This is a genomic window from Allomuricauda sp. ANG21, assembly GCF_040705235.1.
GTDB lineage: Bacteria > Bacteroidota > Bacteroidia > Flavobacteriales > Flavobacteriaceae > Flagellimonas > Flagellimonas marina.
Map to the genome: position 1 here is coordinate 1 of NZ_JBFCVT010000015.1, position 24,283 is coordinate 24,283.

Sequence of the window (24,283 nt, forward strand, 5' to 3'; positions counted from 1 at the left end):
ACCCTTGGGTCTGGGGTCCTGGTTGGGGCTGGGGCTGGGGTGGCAACAATGTAAGCACCCGCACCGAAGGTTCCCTTTATATTGATGTCATCGATGCGAACAAAAAAGAATTGGTTTGGCAGGGTCGTGGTGTAGGCACTTTAAACAACACTAAGAACATAGAAAGAAAAGAGGAACGTATCCGGGAGTTTGTCTCTCAAATTCTACAGGAGTATCCCCCTACAACGGCCGTCGCCTCGAATTAACATACAAACCGCTCGTTGAGCGGTTTTTTGTTTCCCACGCCTTGGGTTTTAGGATAGACCCATTTCGATTTTGTACCTTTAAAAAAAGGAAAACACGTTTATGAGCTACGAATCGAATCCCATATTGGACAAGTTGCCCAAACACCTCAAGCAGTTTATAAAACCACAGCATTATGAGGCCTATTCGCCTATTGATCAAGCCGTTTGGCGCTATGTGATGCGGAAAAATGTAGACTATTTGAGCCGGGTGGCGCATAGTTCTTATGTGGATGGGTTGAAGAAAACCGGTATTTCCATTGACCATATTCCCAATATGTACGGCATGAACCGGATTTTGAAGGAAATCGGTTGGGCCGCTGTGGCCGTGGATGGTTTCATCCCACCTTCGGCCTTTATGGAATTCCAGGCGTACAATGTGTTGGTGATTGCTTCGGATATCCGCCAGTTAGAAAATATTGAGTACACCCCGGCACCAGATATCATTCATGAAGGGGCAGGACATGCTCCGATTATTGCCAATCCGGAGTATGCTGAATATCTGCGGCGATTTGGGGAAATTGGTTGCAAGGCGATTTCAAGCGCAAAGGATTACGAGCTCTACCATGCTGTGCGGCATTTGTCTATCATCAAAGAAGCGGCCGGTACACCACAGGAAGAAATTGATGAAGCTGAGAAGCATATTGAGCACCTTCAAAAGAATATGGGCACCCCCAGTGAAATGGCCCTCATCCGAAATTTGCATTGGTGGACCGTGGAATATGGCCTTATCGGCACCGTGGAAAACCCAAAAATTTATGGCGCTGGTCTTTTGTCCTCCATCGGGGAAAGTGCATGGTGCATGACGGACAAAGTGAAAAAGCTTCCGTATTCCTTAGAAGCTGCACATACTGAGTTTGATATTACCAAACCGCAGCCGCAACTCTTCGTTACTCCTGATTTTGCCTTTTTGAGCCAGGTGTTGGAAGACTTTGCCAATACCATGGCCTTGCGTAAAGGCGGCCTTTCCGGGGTTCTAAAACTGATTAATTCCAAAGAACTGGGAACTATCGAGCTCAGCACCGGATTGCAGATATCTGGGAATTTTAACAAAGTCATGGAACACGAGGGCAAACCCATCTATATACAAACCAAAGGGCCAACGGCCTTGGCGTATCGTGAAAAAGAATTGGTGGGCCATAGCATTGCACAGCACCCTGAAGGTTTTGGAACGCCCATCGGTAAACTGAAAGGCATAAACATTGCCATTGAGGATATGGGTCCGCGGGATCTAAAAGCCTATAAAATTTATGAAGGGGAACAAATAATCCTGGAATTTGAAGGTGGGGTGACCGTAGAAGGTACCATCATCACCGGAACGCGAAATCTTAAGGGTAAAATTATTTTGGTGACCTTTCAAGATTGTACAGTGACCTACAACGGGGAAATCATCTTTAAACCGGAATGGGGATTGTACCACATGGCCGTGGGACAACAGGTGGTCTCCGCCTTTAATGGCCCTGCGGATTTAAACAGTTTTGACCTCATCACGCATGAGATTACCGAAACCACTATCAAACACAAGAAAAGTGCAGAGCGCCAACAGCTGGAGCAATACTATTTACAGGTAAGGGAGTTTAGGGAAGGAAAAAACACCACCATTTCCCGAAATAAGGTTTTTAAAGCACTAACAGAAAACCATCCCAACGATTGGTTATTGCCCGTAGAATTGTACGAATTGGCCAAAAAAGGAAATGATGAAGCCTTTCAGCAAGAAATTTTGGAGCATTTGGAGTCCATCAAACAAAACAATCCCAAAGTGGGGCATTTGATTGATGATGGTATTGAACTAATCGACCATAGCTTTACGGAGGTCAAGTAATTCTTCCGTGGAATTGATAGGTTCTTCCCCATACACCAAGGTCCAACCCAAGGTATTGGTCAATACATAAATTCGCGAAAGTTCACTGAGCAGTCGGTTTTCTGCATTTGAGACCAAGGTAGAGGCTTCAATCTTTTTCAATAACGACTGGTTGACATTTTTTTTAATCAAATTGTAATCCGCAGCCTTGAAGGGATTCAAATAATCCGCCGTAACATCATAATATTCAAAATCTGGGTTTATCTTGATTTCCGCCTCTGGAATTTGGGTAATCGTGATGGTTTTATTGGCCTCATCCACATCATAGGTAATTTTGGAAAGATCATATGCGATAGTGACCTCTGCATTGGCCACCACCAAGGCCTTTTTATCCGCCGTGACCAAAGAACCGAACAACTCACGCGAGTCTTTGTAGTTATAGACTTCCGTAAAATGACCTTCGGTAACAATGAGCTTGGAAACGTTCTTCAATTCCTGTTGAATAAGCATGGAACTTTCTTGGAGCAACGTCCTTTGTTCGCGCTCATCGGCACAGGATTTATAGATTAAAACCGAAGCTAGAGCAATGATGGCCCCAACGAGTACTTTCTTCATTTTTTAAAATTTCATGAAAGGATACCTCTCTTGAAGATACGTAATTTTTGACCGAAGAGATGTTTCAAACTTTTGGTGGGCCTCAGAATCTGGGTTAAATGGTAGGTGTAAAAGCCCTTTTTGGATACTATCGACTTCCTCCATTATGGAGTAACAACCCTCATCAATCCAAACGGATTTGAACTTTTCCCAAATATACGCTACCGCTAATGCGTTGGGATGCACTAAATCCTTTCCGTAAAAGCGATAATCACGCAGTTCATCCATCATGATTTCGTAGGCTGGAAAGTAGGACACATCGTGTCCTTTTAGTACTTTATGAACTGCTGAAATGAGATGGGACTTGCTCTGCTGATTTTCCACAAAACCATCCTTGAGGTGTCGTACGGGGGAAATGGTAAAAATCAATTGCGCTTCAGGATTTACTTCCGCAACCTTTTCTACCATATTTTGAAGACTGGTCGCTATTACCTCAATGGGCAATAATTCTTTGGTAAATTCCTTCTGGGGAACTTTATGGCAATTGGCCACCATATTATTTGTTGCTTTATGCCAATAGACCCATGCGGTTCCCAAAGTTATGATGACATGTGAGGCATTTGTTAGAGCGGCCTTGGTTTCATTCAACCTTTGATTGAGCAATTGCAACAAAACTTCCGGGTTTTTTGATCTTAAATCGGAATGGGCATCAAAACAATGCCAAATGCCATCACTTTCAAAAACTTCAGCTTCCTTATAATGACAATTTTCCAATGACCGTGCTACCAAGTTTTCAATAGCAACCGGATGAAATAGAATCCCAAAAGGGTTCTGTAGTTGTTGGAACTTGAAATAATCCAGTTTCCCTCCCATATTTTCCACAAAACAGGAGCCCATCAGCAGCAATTTACTCTTATAATCAACGGGATTCTCCGTCTTTTTTAAGGGAACTGTGGTTTGGAGTTTCATGAAACGTAAGATACGTTATTTACAGTCATCAATGCTTTCTAGCATATCCTTGTACTGCGTTTCCAACTGCTCTTCCAATTGTTTCATGATAGCCAAGGTGTTCATCAAATCCGGCATGGATTTATTTCGCAATGCTTCTGTAGCTTTGTTGAGTTCATTTTTCACCAAATCTTGGGTATTGTATAACTTCTGAAGGTCGTACAGACAATCGTACCCAAATTCATGGAAAATTCCTGTGGATTTGGATACATCCCAAGCAATACTGCTCAAGTCCGTGATTTCTAGATTGATGAAAGAATCGAGATTGTAATGGTAAAGTCCATTTCCAACAGAGATGGAATCTAATTTTCTGACAAATTCAGGATACTTTTTAACGAAGTAGTGCATAGCTTCGGGAGAAGCTATTATCGTTCCTTCTTCACTTTTGATACTGTCCATCTCGGCAAAAAAGGCAGGTATTTTTTGGTTGGATTCATGGTCTTTTACCAATTGCTCCAAGTTGTTTTCGATTTCCCCTTCAATTTTTTCCAGAGCGATTTCCTTGTTTTTCTGAATGGTTTTAGAGGCGTTCCAATCGTTGAACCAAATGGCCAAATTGATGCCCACAAACAACAGAAAAATCTCTCCGAAGATATACTTCCAGTTGAACTCTCTTATTTTGAAGAATCTCATACCTTATCTTGTTGCCCGAACTAGCTCCTCGGCATTGGCCAAGGCGGCTGGAATACCGCTGGGATTTTTACCTCCCGCAGTGGCAAAGAAGGGCTGTCCGCCCCCACCACCTTGAATGTGCTTGCCCAGTTCCCGTACAATGTTTCCAGCGTTTAGTCCCTTGTTGGACGCCAAATCTTTTGAAATGTAACAGGACAATATGGCTTTTCCATCATTTTCTGAGGCCAACAGCAAGAATAAATTAGTGACCTGACCTCCCATTTCAAAGGCCAAATCCTTTATGCCACCTGCATCCAAATCCACTTTTTTGCCCAAGAATTGAATCCCGTTGATGTCCTTCAACTCGGCAATCAAGTCATTTTTGAGCCCTTTGGCTTTGTCCTTCAACAATTGCTCCACTTGTTTTCTTAGACTAGCGTTCTCTTCTTGCAAACTGACAACAGCTTTCACAGGATCTTGGGAAGTATTCAATACATCCTTTATCTCGAACAACATCTGGTTGTTTTTAAAGAAGAACTCCTTGGCCGCTTCTGAGGTGATAGCCTCAATCCTCCGAATTCCGGCGGCAACAGCTCCTTCAGAAACAATTTTAAAATGCCAAATATCGGCTGTGTTCTTTACATGCGTTCCCCCGCATAGTTCAATGGATTGCCCAAAGCGGACCGTGCGCACCGTATCACCATATTTTTCACCAAAAAGGGCCATAGCACCTTGCTCCATGGCATCTTTTATGGGAATACTTCTATTTTCCTCAAAGGGGAGTTGACCCGCAATACGGGCATTGACAAAGTTTTCCACATCACGGAGTTCTACCGGGGTCATCTTGGAGAAATGTGAAAAATCGAATCGTAGATATTTGGAATGCACCGCTGAACCTTTTTGCTCCACATGGGTTCCCAAAATTTCCCGAAGGGCTTGGTGCAGCAAGTGTGTTGCGGTATGGTTGCAAGCGGTATGAAAGCGTTGTTCTTTATCTACCACCGCTTTAAAAGTTCCCGAAACATCCTTGGGAAGATCTTCAGCAAAATGCACAATCTCGTTGTTCTCTTTTTTGGTGTCCACGATGTAAACCACATCACCATTTGGGGCTTCCAAGTAACCTTTATCGCCCACCTGTCCACCGCCTTCCGCATAAAAGGGGGTCAGGTTGAACACCAATTGGTATTGGTCACCTTCTTTTTTACTGCTGACTTTTCTGTATTTCACCAGTTTCACGTTGGATTCCAAGGTGTCGTAGCCCACAAACTCCTGCTCAGCATCTTGCTGTAGCACTGTCCAATCGTCTTTGGACACTTCCGATGCAGCTCGGGAACGGTCTTTTTGCGCTTTCAAGGCTTTTTCAAAACCTTCAACATCCAGTTGGTATCCTTTTTCTTGAAGAATGAGCGAGGTTAGGTCAATAGGAAACCCGAAGGTGTCATAGAGCTCAAAAGCCTTTTCGCCATCAATGGTTTTGCTTTTTGATGAAGCAATCACAGAATCCAACAGCACCAATCCCTGTTCCAAAGTACTCAAAAACGAGTTTTCCTCTTCCTTAATAACATTTTCTATCAATTGATGATTTTTCGGAAGTTCCGGAAAAGCTTTCCCCATACGTTCACTCAATACGTTCACCAACCGATAAATAAAAGGTTGTTTAGTTTCCAAAAATGTAAATCCGTAGCGAATGGCGCGGCGCAATATCCTACGGATAACGTAACCTGCACCCGTATTGCTCGGCAACTGGCCATCGGCAATGGCAAAGGCCACGGCACGGATATGGTCGGCCACTACACGAATCGCAATATTGGTTTCTTCCTTTTTACCATATTTATGGCCAGTGATGGTTTCAATCTCGCGAATCAATGGAGTAAACACATCGGTATCGTAGTTCGATTTTACATTTTGAAGTACCATACACAAGCGCTCAAATCCCATTCCTGTGTCGATATGCTTTTCTGGAAGGTCCTCTAAGGATCCGTTGGCTTTTCGGTTGTATTGTATAAAGACCAAATTCCAGATTTCCACCACAAGCGGATCATCTTGGTTTACCAAAGACGCTCCAGGTACCTTGGCCTTCTCTTCTTTGGAACGGAGATCCACATGGATTTCGGAACAAGGACCACAGGGACCTTGGTCACCCATCTCCCAAAAATTGTCCTTTTTGTTCCCCATAATGATTCGGTCTTCGGGAACAATGGCTTTCCACAGATCATACGCTTCCTGATCCAGCTCCAAATTGTCGTCATCGCTTCCTTCAAACACCGAAACGTATAGACTATCCTTATCTATTTTATATACTTCAGTGAGCAATTCCCACGCCCATTGAATGGCCTCTTTCTTAAAATAATCCCCAAAACTCCAGTTGCCCAACATCTCAAACATGGTATGGTGATAAGTATCTTTCCCAACTTCTTCCAAATCGTTGTGCTTCCCACTCACCCGAAGACATTTTTGGGTATCGGTCACCCGTTTTGACTTTGGAATGGAATTTCCCAAGAAAAACTCTTTGAACTGGTTCATTCCTGCATTGGTGAACATCAAAGTGGGGTCATCCTTCATCACCATAGGCGCTGATGGGACTATTTTATGGTTTTTCTCCTTAAAAAAGTTCAAAAATTGCAATCTAACTTCTTGGGATGTCATTGAATTCCTAGGGTTTTCTTAAATTTAACACTTTAAGCAAAACAATTTTTATATTTGCTTGTTTTGATAAAAAGAGCCTGTCTTTTGGTAGACAGGTGAGCAAAAATAGGATAAAATCCCTTCATGTCTAAAGTTAAGTACTATTACGACCCGGATACACTTTCCTATAGGAAGATTGAGCCGAAGAAATCCAAAAGATACCGGAATCTCTTCTTATTTCTGGTAGGTTCGGCCTTGTTCGGTTTCCTCGGACTTATCATATTATTGAATACAAGATGGGTCAATACGCCAAAGGAACTTTCGCTGGAGCGTGAAGTTCGCAACTATGAACTCCAATACGACATCCTAAACCGAAAAATGGAGCAGATGGAGCAGGTTTTGGCCAATATAGAAGAGCGTGACAATAATATCTATCGCCTATATTTTGAGGCCAATCCCATTCCGGAAGAGCAACGTAGAGCAGGTTTTGGGGGAATCAACCGATATAAATCCCTGGAAGGATTCAACAATTCAGAAATCATCATAAATGCCACGAAGCGGTTGGACATCATTCAAAAGCAAATGGTGATACAGTCGAAATCGTTGGATGAAATTGCCAAATTGGCCGAAGAAAAAGAGAAGCTATTGGCTTCCATTCCGGCCATTCAACCCATTAGTAATGAAGACCTCACACGAATGGCCTCTGGTTATGGTTGGCGGTCCGACCCATTTACCAAAGCCCGTAAAATGCACTGGGGAATGGACTTTACCGCTCCCCGGGGAACGCCCATTTATGCCACAGGGGATGGAAAGGTTACACGTGCTGATAACAGATCATCAGGATATGGAAAACACGTCCGGATAGACCATGGCTATGGTTACCTTTCACTGTATGGACACATGAGCAAGTACAATGTTACCGTGGGCCAAAAGGTAAAAAGAGGAGATCTTATTGGCTTTGTGGGAAGCACCGGTCGTTCCGAGGCACCCCACGTCCACTACGAGGTATTCAAGGACGGCGAACGCATTAACCCCATTAACTTTTACTATGGAAGTTTAACGGCGGAAGAGTTTGACAATATGCTCAAATTGGCCAACCAAGAGAACCAATCCCTCGATTAATGTACGTAGAGCTTCCCGAAAAACGGTATTATGGCATTGGCGAAGTGGCCAAGGCCTTTGGGGTGAATACGTCCCTGATTCGTTTTTGGGAAAAGGAGTTTGATGTACTCCAACCTAAAAAAAATGCCAAGGGCAACCGGAAATTTACCCCGCAGGACATTCAAAATTTGCAACTGATCTATCATTTGGTGAAGGAAAGGGGATTTACGTTGGAAGGTGCCAAAATCCACCTGAAGGAAGAAAAACAGAAAACACTTTCCACCTTCGAGGTCGTTCAGAAACTTCAAAAAGTGCGAGCCGAACTGTTAAAAATAAAAGATCAACTTTAGTCAATAAACACTAAAACCATACGAAAATGAAAAAGTGGTTAATTCCCTTAATTATTGTTGTCGTTATCGTCTTTGGCCTATACCAATGGGCTGTAGGATTTAACAACAAAGCAGTTGAATATCAAGCTGACGCCAAAACGGCATGGGCCAATGTGGAAAGTACCTATCAACGTAGGAACGATCTTATCGGAAATCTGGTCAAAACTGTACAAGGGGCCGCCGATTTTGAAAGAGGCACATTAACTGATGTCATTGAAGCACGGGCCAAGGCTACCTCAACCACTATAGATGCAAACAATCTCAATGCTGAACAACTGGCAGAATTCCAGCAGGCACAGACCGGACTTTCATCGGCATTATCTAGACTTTTGGTAACAGTTGAGCGGTATCCCGAGCTAAAGGCCAACCAAAACTTTTTGGAACTACAATCCCAATTGGAAGGTACCGAAAACCGAATCAATGTGGCGCGGGACCGTTACAATGAAAAAGTAAACCTTTATGACATCCACACTACAAAATTTCCTGGAAAAATATTGGCTGGATGGTTCGGTTTTGAGGAAATGCCACGTTACCAAGCCGACGCTGGTGCAGAGAACGCACCGGAGGTTAACTTTGAGTTCGATTAGGTATGCCACACGTAGAGGAATTTTTAACGGCCGATGAAGAACAGGAAATCATCAATGCCATTTTGGAGGCCGAGAAGAACACATCGGGAGAAATCCGTGTGCACATCGAGGGAACCTCAAAAATAGATCATTTCAGCAGGGCCCAACAGCTATTCCATTTTTTGAAAATGGACAATACTAAGGAAGGCAACGGCGTGTTGATCTATGTTGCAGTGGATGACAAAAAATTTGTGATCTATGGCGATACGGGCATTGACCGCGCCGTTCCGAAAGGATTTTGGGACACCACCAAGGATGTCATGTCGGCCCACTTTAAAAAAGGGCAGTTTAAACAGGGTATTGTGGAAGGCATCTTGATGGCCGGAAAAGAACTGGAATCCCATTTTCCTTGGGACCATAACGACACCAATGAGTTGAGCGATGCTATATCCAAAGGCTAGCCTTTTTCTACTTGCTTTTTTATGTATTTCCATAAGTTGGGGGCAGCTCACCATACCAGAAAAGCCCCAAAAACAGACCAGTGTTTACGATTATGTAAACCTATTGTCCCCTTCGCAAAGCAATGCCCTGGAGCAAAAATTGATTCGGTATTCGGATAGCACCTCTACCCAAATTGTTGTGGCAATCATCAGTTCTACCGAAGGTGAAAACATTAACTATTTAGGAGCGCAATGGGGTCAGAAATGGGGCATTGGGCAAGCGGATAAAGACAATGGCGTGCTCGTCCTGCTGGCAAGGGACGATAGGCGGATTGCCATCAATACCGGCTATGGAACGGAAGGCACCCTTACCGATTTTATGTCAAAACGCATCATTGAATACATAATCATTCCTGAATTTAAAAAAGGGGATTATTATGCCGGACTAGACAAAGGCGCCGATGCCATTTTTCAAGTTCTGAATGGAGAATTTAAGGAAGAACGCAGCTTTGGCAGTGAGCAAAGATTTCCGCTTAGAGCACTACTGCCTTTCATCATTTTTATTGTCATCATGATCATTCTTTGGAGCCGCAAAAACAAGGGTGGTGGCAAAGGTGGTGGACGCCGAGGCAGCGGTTTGGACATTTGGGACATGATCATACTCAGCAACATGGGCCGTAGTTCCGGTTCCTCTGGCGGTTTTGGCAGTGGAGGATTCGGGGGCGGCGGTGGATTTAGCGGTGGCTTCGGCGGTGGTGGTTTTGGAGGCGGTGGTGCCTCTGGAGGTTGGTAGCCCTTACTCCACTTTTCTATAAAAAATCTTGCTCACAATTTTCCATTCCCCGTCAACTTTCAACAGGTTCATGAAATCAATAAAAGTAAAATCGGGATAGTCGATCTCCAAACGGGCATTGGCCGCATTCCCCGCAATGGTGATGTCCGCTATCCGGGTTTTCCTATTCTGTTTGGGGCCAGGCTTCATTCCTTTTTGAAAAAATTCTATGGCGTTCACCTCGGTGTAGCCTTCTTTTCCAATGAATTTCATGGTAGCCTTTTCATGGAATGCCTTTTTCAGGGTTTCAAAATCATTGTTGGTCCCTCCATCCAGGTAATAATTTACCGTCTGTTCAACCAGTTGGTAATCGGATTGGGCCTGAGCTGTTCCAAAAGCTAATACGGATACAAAAAGTAGAATGTGTTTTGAAATCATGACGTGATTGTTTTTTGATGGTTGTTGATGGAATGAATATATTTCTTTTATCATTTCATACTTCTTAGAGAAATCATAAATGTTTCACAATGAGACATCTTTACCAAAACATCCATCCGTAAATCCTAATGTACCATTCGTAAATCAGAATAAGCCCCCTACCTATTTTTAGCTATCTTGGCTATGGCGAATTTTATTGTCTAATTAATTTCAATCCGGCATGTCAAGGCTTTTCAGATTATCTATTGCTTTCTTATTGATTTTTGCTGTCTCCTGTAAAAACAAGACAGATCAAAACGATACGGACAATCTCTTTAAATTCAAAGATTACATCAGTTACCACACCCATGGAAACCAAAGCATCTCAACCCCCATTAAAATTGTTCTGGCGCAACAATTGACGCAATATGAGTTGAATCAAGAACTACCTTCGGAATACCTTAAAATTTCTCCAAATATTGAGGGAACCCTGATGATTGAAAATGGAAGGGAACTTACGTTTCAACCCTCGGAATATCTAAAACCGAATACGGAGTATGTGGTCACCCTCTCCTTGAACAGGCTCATGGAGGACATCGAAAGTGATTTTAAAAAATACACCTTCAGTTTTAAGACCATCATGCCCAATTTTAAAATCAACTTGGGTAACCTTCAATCCTACAGCCGTGAGTGGCAATATTTGACCGGGACCTTGGATGCCTCCGATGTTTTGGATGCCTCCAAAATAAATAACGTTCTTTCTGTACAGCAAGGCAACAAAACAATTCCAGTAAAGTGGGACAACACTTCTGATAATGCCCAATATTTCAGTTTCAGGATAGACAGTATTGCCCGGGCAACCGATGATAGCGAACTTACCATCAATTGGACAGGAGATGCATTGGGTATCGATAATGAAGGTTCAGAAACCTATCCCATTCCCGGGCTCAACAAATTTGTAATTGTGGATGCAACCAGCACGTCTGCACCCAATGCCGTTTTAAAGCTCAACTTTTCTGAACCCCTAAAGCAAGACCAAAACCTGAATGGATTGGTGACCATTGAGAATGCCGAGAGCCTCAGATATGAAATTGATGGAAATGTACTCAAAGTCTACCCTTCCAACCGCATTTTGGGTGAGGTACGGGTCAATGCCTTTGAAGGCATTAAAAGTGAATATGGTTTCACCTTGAGCAAAACCTTTTCAGAACTCGTCTCTTTTGAACAATTAAAACCCAATGTCCGGTTAATTTCCAAAGGGACCATTTTGCCCAATGCAGCTTCCACACCCATTTATTTTGAAACCGTAAACCTATCCGCTGTGGAAGTTCGGGTCATTCAGGTGTATGAAAACAACATGTTGCAGTACCTTCAAAACAATAATTTAGCCAACGAATATTTATCCGATTTAAGGCCCGTGGGTCGTAGAGTGGCCTATAAAGTCATTCCGCTGTCTGAAACCGGGGCAGAAAATTCCAGCTATTGGAAAGCCCACGCTTTGAACCTTTCCGAATTGATCAAGGTACACCCAGGATCTATGTACCGGGTGGAATTCAGCTTTAAAAAAGAACATACTACGTATGCCTGTGAAGCTGGGGATAGTGCTGAAGAAACCACTGTTGACTACGCCTCACAAAATTCTAGTGATGAGGCCTTGGAAGAGCAGTATTGGGACAATGAAATCTATTATTGGCGTAATTACGACTACAATTGGGAAGAACGTGACAATCCCTGCCACCAAGCCTACTACAATGATACCCGAATTGCCTTTACCAATCTATTGGGCAGTGACCTGGGCCTTATCGTAAAAAAAGGAAATAACCGCTCCTACCATTTTACGGCCACCAATTTATTGACCACCAAACCAGAGGCCGGTACTATAATAAAGCTGTACAACTACCAACAGCAATTATTGGGAGAGGTAACCACAGGCGCCTCTGGGTTTGCCATTTATGACGGAGACAAGACTGTTGCCTTTGCTGTGGCCAAAAAGGACAATAATTTTGCCTATGCCAAATTGATGGATGGAAATGCCCTTTCCTTGAGTCAATTTGATGTTTCTGGAGAAGAGTTGCAGAGCGGCCTTCAAGGTTTTATCTATACCGAAAGGGGAGTGCATCGCCCCGGTGATGTGGCTCACCTTACCTTTGTTCTGGACGATGCCGCCAACCCACTTCCAAAAGGTCATCCTGTAACGCTTGAAGTTACCGATGCACGAGGCAAATTGGTGCAGCGCAATGTACTAACGGAAGGCACTACTCCCGTGTCTGATGGCTTGTACGCCAAAAAAGAGGAAAAATTCTATTATTTTCCAGTTCCCACCCAAGCCAATGCCCCAACCGGAACATGGAATGCCAAAATTGTGGTGGGTGGAGCGCAGTTCAATAAAAGTCTAAAAGTCGCCACCGTAAAACCCAATCGCTTAAAGGTCGATTTTGCCTTTGATGATGACGTACTGACCGCCAATTCCAATAACCGAGGGAAAGCCACGGTGCAATGGTTGCATGGTGCACCCGCTCGAAATCTTAAAATCGATATTAATGCTACCTTAAGGCAAACCAATACCGCTTTCCCAAAATTTAAAGACTACGTCTTTCAAGATCCTGTGCGCAGTTTCAATGAGACTGAATTGCAGTGGATTTCTTCCAAATTGGATGCCAATGGGATTTTGCCTATAAATGAGAAAATAAATGTGAATGGCAATGCACCTGGCATGCTGCAAGCCACCTTCACCACCAAAGTTTTTGAAGGAGGCGGAGATTTTTCCATTGATGTATTTTCCAAGAATTTGGCCCCATTTTCCCATTTTGCGGGATTAAAATCGCCCGAAGCCAAGCAATATGGCTCCTTCTTGACCGATGAAAACACCTCATTTAATGTGGTCAGTGTGGATGCGCAAGGAAATGCATCCAGCAACCGAAAACTAAAAGTACAAGTGTTTAAAATTGAATGGCGCTGGTGGTGGAACCGGGGGTATGATAACCTCTCCCGTTATGAAAATGCCACCGTTCACCGTCCATTCAAGGAAATGAACATCACCACAGATGCCAATGGAAAAGCCAACTTCAACATCAATATTCCCGATGATGACGGAGGTAGATTCTTGATTCGGGTTATCGATGAAGTTTCTGGTCACGCTACGGGGCGTACCGCTTATTTCTACAGAAACTGGTGGCGAAGACCTGCTTCCAACGATGCAGAAAGTTCCAAAATCTTGGTTTTCTCGGCGGACAAAGAAGAATATAACCTAGGGGAAGAGGCCATCGTCACCTTCCCTTCAAATAGAGGGGGCCGTGCCCTTATCAGCATAGAAAACGGCACCGAAGTACTGTCCCAGCAATGGATAGAAACTTCGGCCAAAGAAACGAAAGCAACCATTCCCATCACGGCGGAAATGGCCCCGAATGCCTATATCAATATTTCATTATTGCAACCCCACGGGCAAGTAGCCAACGATTTACCCATTCGATTGTACGGAGTGGTTCCCCTTTTGGTGAATGACCCATCCACGTTCTTGGAACCCCAACTTTCCATGCCCGATGTGTTGGAACCTGAAAAATCCTTTAAAGTGACGGTTTCCGAAACCAATAAAAAACCCATGACCTATTCTTTGGCCGTGGTGGATGAAGGTCTATTGGATTTGACCCGATTTCAAACCCCAGACATCCACAGCTCATTTTATGCAAGACAGGCTCTTGGTGTAAAAACCTTCGATATTTTTGATGATGTCATGGGCGCTTACTCCATCAGTGTGGACAACATTTACGCAATTGGCGGTGGTGGCATTGGAGCTGGTGCCAAAAACCGAAAAGCACAACGATTTAAGCCTGTCGTCACCTATTTGGGACCATTTACGTTAAAACCCGGTGAAAAAGCTTCACACACCATCAACATGCCCAATTATGTGGGCTCGGTACGCACCATGGTGGTGGCTGGAAATACCAACAGTGCCTACGGCAATACCGAAAAAACCACGCCCGTGCGCAAACCGTTGATGGTGTTGACCTCAATTCCGAGGAAATTGTCTCCCGGAGAAACCGTAACCATTCCCGTAACGGTCTTTGCTATGGAGCCCAAAGTAAAGAATGTCAAAGTTTCGATCAATGCAGGAAAGGCTTTGGAACCCATCGGAGAAACCACCCAAAACATCACATTCAATTCGGTTGGGGAGCAGATTGTGAATTTTGATTTTAAAGTCAACCCTGCGGCGGCATTCCAAACCATAAAAGTGACCGCTTCGGGTGCTGGTGAAAGTGCCAGCAGTGAAACCGAAATTGATGTGGAAAACCCCAATCCCATCACCACAAGAAGCGAGTTGTATACTATTGATGCCAATGGTTTGCAGACCATTTCCATTGAAACTTTTGGTACTTCGGGCACTAACGAGGCCTTTATCGAATTTTCGACTTTGCCGCCCATGGATTTTTCAAAACGGATGGATTACCTGCTTCGCTATCCTCATGGATGTGTGGAACAAACCACATCAGCAGCATTTCCGCAATTGTTCTTGGCCGATGTGTTGGACATCACTTTTGAACGAAAAAAGGATATTGAGAAAAATATAAAGGTGGCCATCAACAGATTGGGGGATTTTCAAACACCAAATGGCGGGTTAAGTTATTGGCCCGGATATGGCAGTGCCGATGATTGGGGTACCTCCTACGCTGGTCATTTTATGTTGGAGGCCAAGCAACAGGGCTACCAATTGCCCCTGACTTTCTTGAGCAACTGGCTGCGCTACCAGAAAAACGCGGCCCGGCAATGGAGCAATGCCGCTACCAACTACAATAATGATATTGCACAGGCCTACCGTTTATACACTTTGGCGCTGGCGCAACAACCTGAATTGGCGTCCATGAACCGACTTCGGGAATCCAAAAACTTGAGCAATGAGGCCAAATGGCGACTGGCGGCAGCCTACGCTTTGGTTGGCAAGAAAGAAGTGGCACAAGCCATTGCGCAAAAAGCAAACATCAACTTTACACCCAACAATTACGATTATAGAACCTACGGTTCTGTGTTCAGAAATAGGTCCATGGCCTTGGAAACCATGGTTATTCTTGGGGATTCCAAACAAAGAGAACTGGCTGTCTCGTTGGCGAAGAACCTCTCGTCCCAAAGCTGGTATAGCACCCAGGAAACCGCTTTTGCCCTCTTGTCCATGGCTAAAATGGTGCAAAAAAATGGGGGTAAATCCATCGATTTAACATTTACCAACAATGGCAAGGAAGTTTCTGTAAAAACCGATAGGGCCATTGCGCAACGAGGTATTACCATTTCATCTTTTAAGGAGGATATTCAGGTGAAAAATAGGCAAGGAAACACCATTTACGCCACCGTAACACAGACTGGGAAATTGCCTGTAGGCGAAGAATTGGCCCAGCAGCAAAATCTGAACCTTTCTATTGCGTATTTGGATGCCATTGGAAATTCCATCAATGTGAATGAATTACGGCAAGGTACCGAATTGCAAGCGCAGATTACGGTTTTTAATAGTTCCAACGATTATGTGGATAACTTGGCCTTGACCCATATTGTACCTAGTGGATGGGAGATTGTGGATACTTCCTACGCCGATGGTAATAATCCAAATGCAACAAAAGCAGATTATGTGGATACCCGTGATGACCGTACCCATCTGTATTTTGATTTAGGGGCCAGAAAATCCAAAACCTTTACTATTAAATTGAATGCCTCTTTCTTGGGCGATTATTATTTGCCCGGAGCCCAAGCTGAAGCGATGTACGACAACAACTACCAAGCACGGAACAAAGGAAATTGGATTAAAGTGGTTCAGTGATGCGATGTGAATGAAGGATTTTTGGTCGCCAGTAATACAAAAAGCAGCTAAACACAAAATCAAGCTGGGGGTGTTGGGCACCCTTTTGATTTTGTGGTTGTTTTGCTTGCCCAAAAATCTGTTTGACACCCCTACCTCAACCTTGGTCAATGCCTCAGATGGCAGCCTGATAGGGGCACGCATTGCCGATGATGGGCAATGGCGATTTCCACAATTGGATTCCATCCCAACCCGCTTTGAGCAATGCATTTTATTGTTCGAGGATGAATATTTTTACAAGCATCCCGGCTTCAATCCTATTTCCATCATCAAGGCCATTGGGCATAATCTCACCAAAAAGACCCGAAGAGGTGGGAGCACCATTACGCAACAGGTCATTCGGCTCAGCCGAAAGAATAAAAGCAGGACCTATTGGGAAAAGTGCATTGAGATTTTTATGGCTACGCGTTTGGAATTTCGCCATTCAAAAGAAGAAATTTTGAATCTGTACGCTTCGCATACGCCTTACGGCGGAAACGTAGTGGGATTGGAAACCGCAGCATGGCGGTATTTCGGGATTCCGGCCCATGAATTGAGTTGGGGGCAGTCGGCAGCTTTGGCAGTTCTGCCCAATGCGCCCGCCTTGATTTTCCCCGGACGAAACGAACAAGAATTCCTCGAAAAACGAAACCGTTTGCTGGAAAAATTACAGGACAAAGGTATCCTAGATCAAACAACCTACGAATTGGCGGTGGCCGAACCACTACCCCAAAAACCCTTTCCACTGCCTGATGTAGCCCCGCATCTCACAGAACGTATTCGGATTGAACATCCAGGCGAACGTGTCACCACTTCCATCCAAAGACCGTTGCAGCAACAACTCAATCTGTTGACGGAACGCCATTATCAGCAATTAAAAAGTAACGAAATCCACAACTTGGCCATTTTGGTGATGGAGGTAGAATCCCGAAAAGTGTTGGGGTATGTGGGAAATTCCCCTTCGGGGAAAGCGCACGGCAATTACGTGGATATCGTCACCAAGAATCGGAGTACGGGCAGCACGTTGAAGCCCTTTTTGTTTGCCTCCTTGTTGGATGAAGGCCACGTATTGCCCCATAGTTTGGTGGAGGATGTTCCCACCGTCATCAATGGGTATAATCCACAAAATTTTGATAGAAAACATGTGGGTGCGGTTCCTGTGAGTAGGGCACTTTCCCGCTCGTTGAATGTTCCTGCAGTTCGATTGCTCCGGGAATACGGCCTACAAAAATTCTATAACAAGCTCCACAAAATGCAATTGGAATCCTTGGATAAGCCATCCTCCTATTATGGACTCTCTTTAATTCTTGGAGGAGCGGAAAGTTCCCTTTGGGAAATCACCCAGACCTACGCATCACTTGCCTCTACCTTGAACCATTTTGTAGGCAATAGCAGTACCTATTACCCAAATGAGTTTGTTCAGCCAACCTATTTAGTCAACCAAGTCCCAGATTTTAGCGAGCAACAGTTTGACCCTCCCATTTTGGGGGCGGGTGCCATTTTCAGCACCTTTCAAGCCATGTATGAGGTCAACCGCCCTGAAGGAGACGAGAATTGGCACTTTTTTGATTCTTCCCAACCCATTGCGTGGAAAACAGGGACCAGTTTCGGCTTTAAGGATGCTTGGGCGGTAGGGGTCACCCCAAAATACGCCATTGGGGTTTGGGCCGGAAATGCGGATGGTGAAGGAAGACCTGGATTGACAGGGATTACCGCTGCGGCTCCTCTCCTTTTTGATGTTCTGGATGCGTTGCCTCACAGTGGTTGGTTCCCAGAACCGTTTGATGATTTGGTGGAAGTAGAGGTGTGTTCCGAAAGTGGATATCATGCCTCCGTCTATTGTGATGAAACGAAAAAAGAGCTCGTCCCTACCCATGGCACCCGGAGCGGGCCTTGTCCCTATCATCAGCAATTGTTTTTGGATGCTACGGAACGGTTTCGGGTGAATTCAGATTGCTATCCCTTGGAAAATATGGTAGCGAAAAACTGGTTTGTGCTTCCTCCTGTTTTGGAATATTATTATGCATCTTCCAATCCCAATTACAAACCCTTACCACCCTATTTGCAAGGATGTTTCTCGTTGGAAAACCAACGTATGGAATTCATCTATCCGAAGAAAAATGAAACCGTACTACTTCCTAAGGATTTGGGCACTACTACTTCCGATGTTATCTTGAAATTGGCCCACCAACAATCTGATGCGATTGTATATTGGTATTTGGATGAAACCTATGTGGGCAAAACCGAAAATTTTCATGAACTGCTTTTGGACATTCTACCTGGGGAATACACATTAACGGTAGTAGATAGCGAAGGAAACCGTATTCAACAACAGATGGAGGTGCGGCGGGCTTCGGATAATTAGTTGCTATTTCTTCCGCATAAAAATCGTGATCGGCACTCCGGTAAAATCAAAATTTTCCCTGAGTTTGTTCTCCAAGAAACGTTTGTACGGGTCACGCACATATTGGGGCAAATTGCAGAAAAAGGCAAACTGTGGATAGGGTGTTGGCAGTTGGGTACAAAACTTGATTTTTACATATTTACCCTTGTAGGCGGGTGGCGGTGTATGCTCAATAATGGGCAGCATGATATCGTTCAGCTTTCGCGTCACGATTTTCTTTGAACGGTTTTTGTAGACCTCCACAGCAGTTTCAATGGCCTTGAAAATCCGTTGCTTGTTCAATACCGAAATAAAAAGAATGGGCACATCCTCAAAAGGGGAAATGGCTTCTTTGATCTTGGCAGTATACTCTTTCACGGAATTGGTTTCCTTTTCCACCAAATCCCATTTGTTGACGAGAATCACGATACCTTTGTTGTTTCGCTGGGCGAGCCAAAAAATGTTCTCCACCTGTCCGTCAAAGCCTCGATTGGCATCCAACATCAAAATACAGACATCGCAATGCTCAATGGCCCGAACGGAACGCATTACGGAGTAAAACTCCAAATCCTCCTTGACCTTGGATTTCCGTCGGATACCTGCGGTATCCACTAAATTGAACTCAAACCCAAACTGATTGTATTTGGTATCGATACTATCCCGAGTCGTTCCTGCAATATCGGTGACAATGTACCGGTCCTTCCCAATTAAGGCATTGATAAAAGAAGATTTTCCCGCGTTGGGTCGTCCCACCACAGCAAAACGGGGCAATTCACTATCTTCTTCAGGCTTTTCAGGAAGCACCTTGACCAAGGCATCCAACAGTTCGCCGGTTCCACTGCCATTAATACTGGAGAGGGTATAGTATTCGCCCAATCCCAAGGCATAAAATTCAACCGCATCGGCCATACGTTGGGCATTGTCAACCTTGTTCACGGTCAAAAAAACAGGTTTGTCCACCTTTCGTAACAGCTTGGCCACATCCTCATCCATTCCAGTTACACCAGACTCCACATCCACCATAAAAATAATGGCATCGGCCTCATCAATGGCCAGTTCTACCTGCTTATCGATTTCTTTTTCAAAAACATCATCGCTACCCAAGACATAGCCACCAGTATCAATCAAAGAAAATTCTTTGCCGTTCCAGTCGCTTTTTCCATAGTGACGATCACGGGTAACACCACTCACGGCGTCCACGATGGCCTCCCGGCGCTGAATCAATCGATTAAAAAATGTAGACTTTCCTACATTGGGTCTCCCCACAATGGCCACAATAGCTCCCATCTGCCTTTATTTTTGGCAAAAGTACCATTTATTATGAAGAAAAAATGATACCTTTTTTCATCTATTTCAATCTGTTATGAGCGATTTCGCCAATGAAATTGTATTGCGTCCCCGATTTCAGGTCGCCTTAAAAACCGATATCGACAAATTAAAAGCCGTTTTTGACCAATCGGAAGAAGAATCTTTTGTGGTTAAACGGTTGGACGATCACATTTATATTAAGTTCAAGAGCTTGAAAATTATATTTTGATTGCATAAGTAGGGGCCAAATGTAGCAGCTCAAAATGTTTATCCGACAAAAAATTTCAGGATTTCAGCAAGAATAGTTTTTAGCCGTTGTACCCAAATCGTCGAAGCTGCTGGGAGTTGCTACGCCAGTTTTTGTTGACCTTCACGTAGAGTTCGATATGGACTTGTTTGTCAAAGAATTTTTCCAAATCTTTTCGAGCCTCAACTCCTACTCTTTTTAAGGCACTGCCCTTGTGCCCAATGATAATCCCCTTTTGGGTATCGCGCTCCACCATGATCACCGAACGAATTCGGATAATGTCGTCATCTTCCATAAATTCCTCAGTCTCCACCTCAACGGAATAGGGAATTTCCTTTTTATAGTGCAGCAATATTTTCTCGCGAATGGTCTCATTGACAAAAAAGCGTTCCGGCTTATCTGTGAGTTGGTCTTTCGGATAGTAGGGAGGTGCTTCGGGCAACAACTCCAGAATACGATTGAACACTTCTTTTACATTAAAGTTTTCCAAGGCCGATATCGGATGAATTTCAGCCTTGGGCAATAAGTCTTGCCAATGTTGCATTTGTGCTTCCAAGGTTTCTTGGTCCGAAGTATCAATCTTATTCAACAACAACAAAACAGGAATCTTGCTGTTCTGTATTTTTTTGAAAAATGCCTCATCTTTCAAGGCCTTTTCCCCAATTTCCACCATGTAGAGCAGTACATCAGCATCCTCAAAAGCGGATTTCACAAAATCCATCATGGAAGTTTGGAGTTCATAGGCCGGTTTTATGATTCCAGGGGTATCGGAAAGTATCACCTGAAAATCATCCCCATTGACAATCCCCAAAATACGATGACGGGTGGTCTGCGCCTTGGAGGTGATAATGGACAGTTTTTCGCCCACAAAGGCGTTCATCAAGGTGGATTTACCCACATTTGGATTTCCAATAATATTTACAAAACCTGCTTTATGCGCCACCTTGTTTTAGTTTTTGAAGGTATTTTTTAGATGCTTCGTTCACCTTTGGTGATAAATATAATACGGCTATCATGTTGGGAATCACCATGAGGGCGTATGAAAGATCTATTAAGTTCTTTACCAATTGCAGCGAGGCCACCGCAGCAAAAATAATCATGATTACGAAGAAAACATTGTACCATTTGCCAATTTTTGGTGTGGTCAAAAAAGAAAGACTCTTTACCCCGTAATACGAATATGTAAACAGTGTGGACAGTGCAAAGGCCGTGACTATCACCATTAAAAGCGAATCTCCAAAACCAAACAGGGTCTTCTCAAAAGCGGACATGGTCATGGTGATACCACTACCTTCTTCTAGATAAGCACCACTCAAAATAATGACGACTGCGGTAAAGGTGCAGACCATGATAGTGTCGATAAAAGGTCCCAACATGGCCACCAGTCCTTCCTTGGTGGGTTCATCATTCTTGGATTGACCGTGGTACATGGGCGCACTCCCCAGACCCGCTTCATTGGAAAACATGGCCCGTCGCACTCCAATAATCACAAGTCCCCAAAATCCGCCCGTGACTATGGTATCAAAATTCCAAGCCTCAACTAATATCATTTTTAGAGCTGGGAGCACTTCGGAAGCGTTGTTGACCATCACAAACAATACAGCAAGCAGATAAACCCCTACCATAAAGGGTACTATGGCCGAAGCCACTTTGGCTATTTTTGAGAGTCCTCCAAAAATCACAACAGAGGTAACAATCGCCAAAAAGAAACCAATACCCAATTTCCAGTTGAACTCACTGGTTGCGAAAAGTGTTTCATGAGGTTGCACCACACCCATAAAGGCCTCCGTGAATTGATTGGCGGTAAAAACCCCTAAAAATCCGAAAAGTCCACAAATACTAAAAAAAATGGCCATGGGTTTGGCCCATTTTCCCATGCCTTGGGTGATATAAAACATGGGGCCTCCTTGAAGTTTTCCTTCGGAATCGGTTGTGCGAAACATAATAGCCAAACTCCCCGAATAAAATTTAATGCCCATGCCCAAAAGTGCGGTCATCCAAATCCAAAATACCACTCCTGGTCCACCATCATGAATGGCAATGGCCACACCTGAAATATTTCCCAACCCCACCGTTGCCGCCACAGCTGCGGAAAGTGCTTGAAAGGAACTCACATCTCCCTTGGCGTTTTTATCGTCATATTTTCCCGAAACCACGGCTAAGGCATGGCCAAAATAACGGAAGGGAACAAATTTGGAGTAAAATGCAAGAAAGAGTCCGCCCCCAATGAGCAAAATAAACATGGGCCACTCCGTGTAGGGCAGCATGGAGGATATAAATTTGTTGATGGCTTCCATACAGTCAAAATGCCGAATTTATGGATTTTAGGCTGGATTGTCTCCCATGATATTAGGAATATTGATTTTCGTTTGGAAATGACCTAAAAATCGTTGTATATTTGCCGACCACATCGCGGGGTAGAGCAGTAGGTAGCTCGTCGGGCTCATAACCCGAAGGTCACTGGTTCGAGTCCAGTTCCCGCTACAAGGATAACCCATTGACTGACAGTGTTTTAAAACTGTTGCCAATGGGTTCTTTTTTTGATATATTGCAAAGCGCATACGCTACCGCATACAAAAACGGATTGGATAAAAAAAAGTACACGGAACCGAAGATCTATCATGGAGGTGAAAATTTCGACCTCTCCAAGAGATGGTATGTCTATTACTCGTATGCCCATCCCGAATTGAAGGACAAGTATGGAAATCCCGTAATGGTCCGCCAGTCCCCTATTACGATGAACATCAATAGGAAGTGCAGGACAAAGACGGAAAGATTGATGCAGTTGGGAGTGGTAAAGGAAGTTCTTGTGGAAATGCTCAAGGAAGGTTACTCGCCCTTCAAGGATAAGTTGAAACTCGCCGCCGATTCCTTGGAATATACTTCCGAGGCGGCTTTGGACTATGCCTATGCCATAAAGATCACCAAACTTTCCGAAACATCCATAAAGGATTATAGCAGTCGGTACAATAGGTTCAAACTTTATTTGGACAAAAGGAACCTGCTGGACAAGAGCATACTGGGCATAACCAAACAGGTGGTCAACGAATATCTCCACGGAATAGCTAAGACCAGCAGTGCCAGGAACCGTAACAATACCCGTATCGTATTGAGCGCAATCTTTGGCGAACTGGAGGACAATGAGATCATCCCACGGAATTTTATCGAGAACATCAAGGTACTGGATACCAAGTCGGTGAGTCATAAGACGTATTCTCTGGAAGTTTTGGAAGGCCTATTTACCTATATGGAGAAAACCGACCCCCTTCTGTTGCTCTTCGTCAAGTTCGTTTCCTATAATTTTCTACGGCCCATAGAAGTGTGCAGGTTAAAGGTCAAGGATGTCTTTATCACACAAAAACTGCTACGCTTCCAGGCAAAGAACAAACCTGAAAAGGTCAAGATCATACCGGATATTGTCCTAAAGGAAATTGAGGGCCTTGACCTTTCGGAACAAGAGCATTTTTTGTTCACGCCAGATGGTATCGGGGAATGGGATGCTACGGAAACCAGTAGAAGGGATTATTTCACAAAACGTTTTTGGAGGCTCAAAAAGAAATACAATGAACATCTCCTGGCGCAAGGTGAAACACTTCAATTGGGGAGTGAATATACTATCTATTCCTTTAGACATACCTTTATCACGCTCCTGTTCAGGAAATTCAGAAAGGAATTCTCATATACACAAACTTGTGACAAACTGATGCTCATTACAGGCCATTCTACCTTGGATGCGCTAAAGTCTTATTTGAGGGATGTTGATGCGGAACTCCCTGAGGATTATAGTGGATTATTGACCTTGAACTAAAATTCTCCCGGATCTAAACCAACAAATTGGGATGGTCGACCCTTAGGACTAGATTAAATCAAAATATATCCATAACATGCAACAGCAATTGGACTTGTCTACAAATAGGATTC

At 43.9% G+C, this 24,283-nt stretch carries 19 protein-coding genes and 1 tRNA gene; 12 read left to right on the top strand and 8 right to left on the bottom strand.

Annotated elements, in window-relative coordinates:
* Window positions 1-245: DUF4136 domain-containing protein (locus AB1A65_RS15910; RefSeq protein ID WP_366590921.1), on the top strand; the 245-nt coding region annotated here is incomplete at its 5' end.
* Between the two features lie 100 nt (window positions 246-345).
* The gene (locus AB1A65_RS15915; RefSeq protein ID WP_366590922.1) at window positions 346-2,103 is read left to right on the top strand and encodes an aromatic amino acid hydroxylase; all 1,758 of its coding nucleotides are present in this window, start codon (window positions 346-348) and stop codon (window positions 2,101-2,103) included.
* Here AB1A65_RS15915 and AB1A65_RS15920 read toward each other — a convergent pair.
* The 4 genes from AB1A65_RS15920 to alaS are packed head-to-tail and all read right to left on the bottom strand — an operon-like array spanning window position 2,071 to window position 6,942.
* The gene (locus tag AB1A65_RS15920; protein WP_366590923.1) at window positions 2,071-2,697 is read right to left on the bottom strand and encodes a DUF4230 domain-containing protein; all 627 of its coding nucleotides are present in this window, start codon (window positions 2,695-2,697) and stop codon (window positions 2,071-2,073) included. The two genes, AB1A65_RS15915 and AB1A65_RS15920, sit on opposite strands and share 33 nt — an antisense overlap.
* A 3-nt stretch (window positions 2,698-2,700) precedes the next feature.
* A complete protein-coding gene (locus tag AB1A65_RS15925; RefSeq protein WP_366590924.1) occupies window positions 2,701-3,645 on the bottom strand; it encodes a GSCFA domain-containing protein in 945 nt (314 codons plus the stop codon).
* Between the two features lie 15 nt (window positions 3,646-3,660).
* Entirely contained in the window at window positions 3,661-4,317 is a 657-nt protein-coding gene (locus AB1A65_RS15930; RefSeq protein WP_366590925.1) for a hypothetical protein, read from the bottom strand.
* Window positions 4,318-4,320: 3 nt separating this feature from the next.
* Window positions 4,321-6,942 (bottom strand): alanine--tRNA ligase, encoded by a 2,622-nt coding sequence (alaS, locus tag AB1A65_RS15935; RefSeq protein ID WP_366590926.1) that lies wholly within the window; start codon window positions 6,940-6,942, stop codon window positions 4,321-4,323.
* Window positions 6,943-7,065: 123 nt separating this feature from the next.
* Between alaS and AB1A65_RS15940 the strand changes: the two genes are divergently transcribed.
* From AB1A65_RS15940 to AB1A65_RS15960, 5 genes are read left to right on the top strand one after another with little or no spacing between them, the layout of a single operon-like run.
* Window positions 7,066-8,043, top strand: a complete 978-nt coding sequence (locus AB1A65_RS15940) for a M23 family metallopeptidase (RefSeq protein WP_366590927.1) — start codon at window positions 7,066-7,068, stop codon at window positions 8,041-8,043.
* The gene (locus AB1A65_RS15945; protein WP_366590928.1) at window positions 8,043-8,372 is read left to right on the top strand and encodes a MerR family transcriptional regulator; all 330 of its coding nucleotides are present in this window, start codon (window positions 8,043-8,045) and stop codon (window positions 8,370-8,372) included. Before AB1A65_RS15940 ends, AB1A65_RS15945 begins: the two co-directional genes overlap by 1 nt.
* 26 nt (window positions 8,373-8,398) lie before the next feature.
* Window positions 8,399-8,998: a LemA family protein gene (locus AB1A65_RS15950; RefSeq protein ID WP_366590929.1), complete on the top strand. Its 600-nt coding sequence runs from the start codon at window positions 8,399-8,401 to the stop codon at window positions 8,996-8,998.
* A gap of 2 nt (window positions 8,999-9,000) precedes the next feature.
* On the top strand, window positions 9,001-9,438 hold the full coding sequence (locus AB1A65_RS15955; protein WP_366590930.1) for a TPM domain-containing protein: 438 nt from the start codon (window positions 9,001-9,003) through the stop codon (window positions 9,436-9,438).
* The gene (locus AB1A65_RS15960) at window positions 9,419-10,210 is read left to right on the top strand and encodes a TPM domain-containing protein (RefSeq protein WP_366590931.1); all 792 of its coding nucleotides are present in this window, start codon (window positions 9,419-9,421) and stop codon (window positions 10,208-10,210) included. Before AB1A65_RS15955 ends, AB1A65_RS15960 begins: the two co-directional genes overlap by 20 nt.
* 3 nt (window positions 10,211-10,213) lie before the next feature.
* On the opposite strand, the gene AB1A65_RS15965 is transcribed toward AB1A65_RS15960, so the two are convergent.
* Complete coding sequence (locus tag AB1A65_RS15965) at window positions 10,214-10,627, bottom strand: nuclear transport factor 2 family protein (protein WP_366590932.1); 414 nt, start codon at window positions 10,625-10,627, stop codon at window positions 10,214-10,216.
* Window positions 10,628-10,847: 220 nt separating this feature from the next.
* Here AB1A65_RS15965 and AB1A65_RS15970 point away from each other — a divergent pair, with 220 nt between their 5' ends.
* Together AB1A65_RS15970 and pbpC are read left to right on the top strand one after the other, a co-directional pair.
* The gene (locus AB1A65_RS15970) at window positions 10,848-16,406 is read left to right on the top strand and encodes an MG2 domain-containing protein (RefSeq protein WP_366590933.1); all 5,559 of its coding nucleotides are present in this window, start codon (window positions 10,848-10,850) and stop codon (window positions 16,404-16,406) included.
* A gap of 10 nt (window positions 16,407-16,416) precedes the next feature.
* Window positions 16,417-18,789 (top strand): penicillin-binding protein 1C, encoded by a 2,373-nt coding sequence (gene pbpC, locus AB1A65_RS15975; RefSeq protein ID WP_366590934.1) that lies wholly within the window; start codon window positions 16,417-16,419, stop codon window positions 18,787-18,789.
* A 3-nt stretch (window positions 18,790-18,792) separates the two neighbouring features.
* Here pbpC and der read toward each other — a convergent pair whose 3' ends face one another.
* Window positions 18,793-20,094, bottom strand: coding sequence for a ribosome biogenesis GTPase Der (gene der, locus AB1A65_RS15980; protein ID WP_366590935.1), 1,302 nt, complete (start codon window positions 20,092-20,094; stop codon window positions 18,793-18,795).
* Between the two features lie 76 nt (window positions 20,095-20,170).
* Here der and AB1A65_RS15985 point away from each other — a divergent pair, with 76 nt between their 5' ends.
* Window positions 20,171-20,344: a hypothetical protein gene (locus tag AB1A65_RS15985; protein WP_366590936.1), complete on the top strand. Its 174-nt coding sequence runs from the start codon at window positions 20,171-20,173 to the stop codon at window positions 20,342-20,344.
* Window positions 20,345-20,423: 79 nt separating this feature from the next.
* Here AB1A65_RS15985 and era read toward each other — a convergent pair whose 3' ends face one another.
* Both era and AB1A65_RS15995 read right to left on the bottom strand, forming a co-directional pair.
* Entirely contained in the window at window positions 20,424-21,305 is an 882-nt protein-coding gene (gene era, locus AB1A65_RS15990; RefSeq protein ID WP_366590937.1) for a GTPase Era, read from the bottom strand.
* Window positions 21,295-22,659, bottom strand: a complete 1,365-nt coding sequence (locus AB1A65_RS15995) for an amino acid carrier protein (protein ID WP_366590938.1) — start codon at window positions 22,657-22,659, stop codon at window positions 21,295-21,297. Before AB1A65_RS15995 ends, era begins: the two co-directional genes overlap by 11 nt.
* 114 nt (window positions 22,660-22,773) lie before the next feature.
* Here AB1A65_RS15995 and AB1A65_RS16000 point away from each other — a divergent pair.
* Both AB1A65_RS16000 and AB1A65_RS16005 read left to right on the top strand, forming a co-directional pair.
* Window positions 22,774-22,846: transfer RNA gene (locus AB1A65_RS16000), tRNA-Met, on the top strand.
* 43 nt (window positions 22,847-22,889) lie between these two features.
* Window positions 22,890-24,170 (top strand): site-specific integrase, encoded by a 1,281-nt coding sequence (locus tag AB1A65_RS16005; RefSeq protein WP_366590939.1) that lies wholly within the window; start codon window positions 22,890-22,892, stop codon window positions 24,168-24,170.
* The last annotated feature ends 113 nt before the right edge of the window (window positions 24,171-24,283 follow it).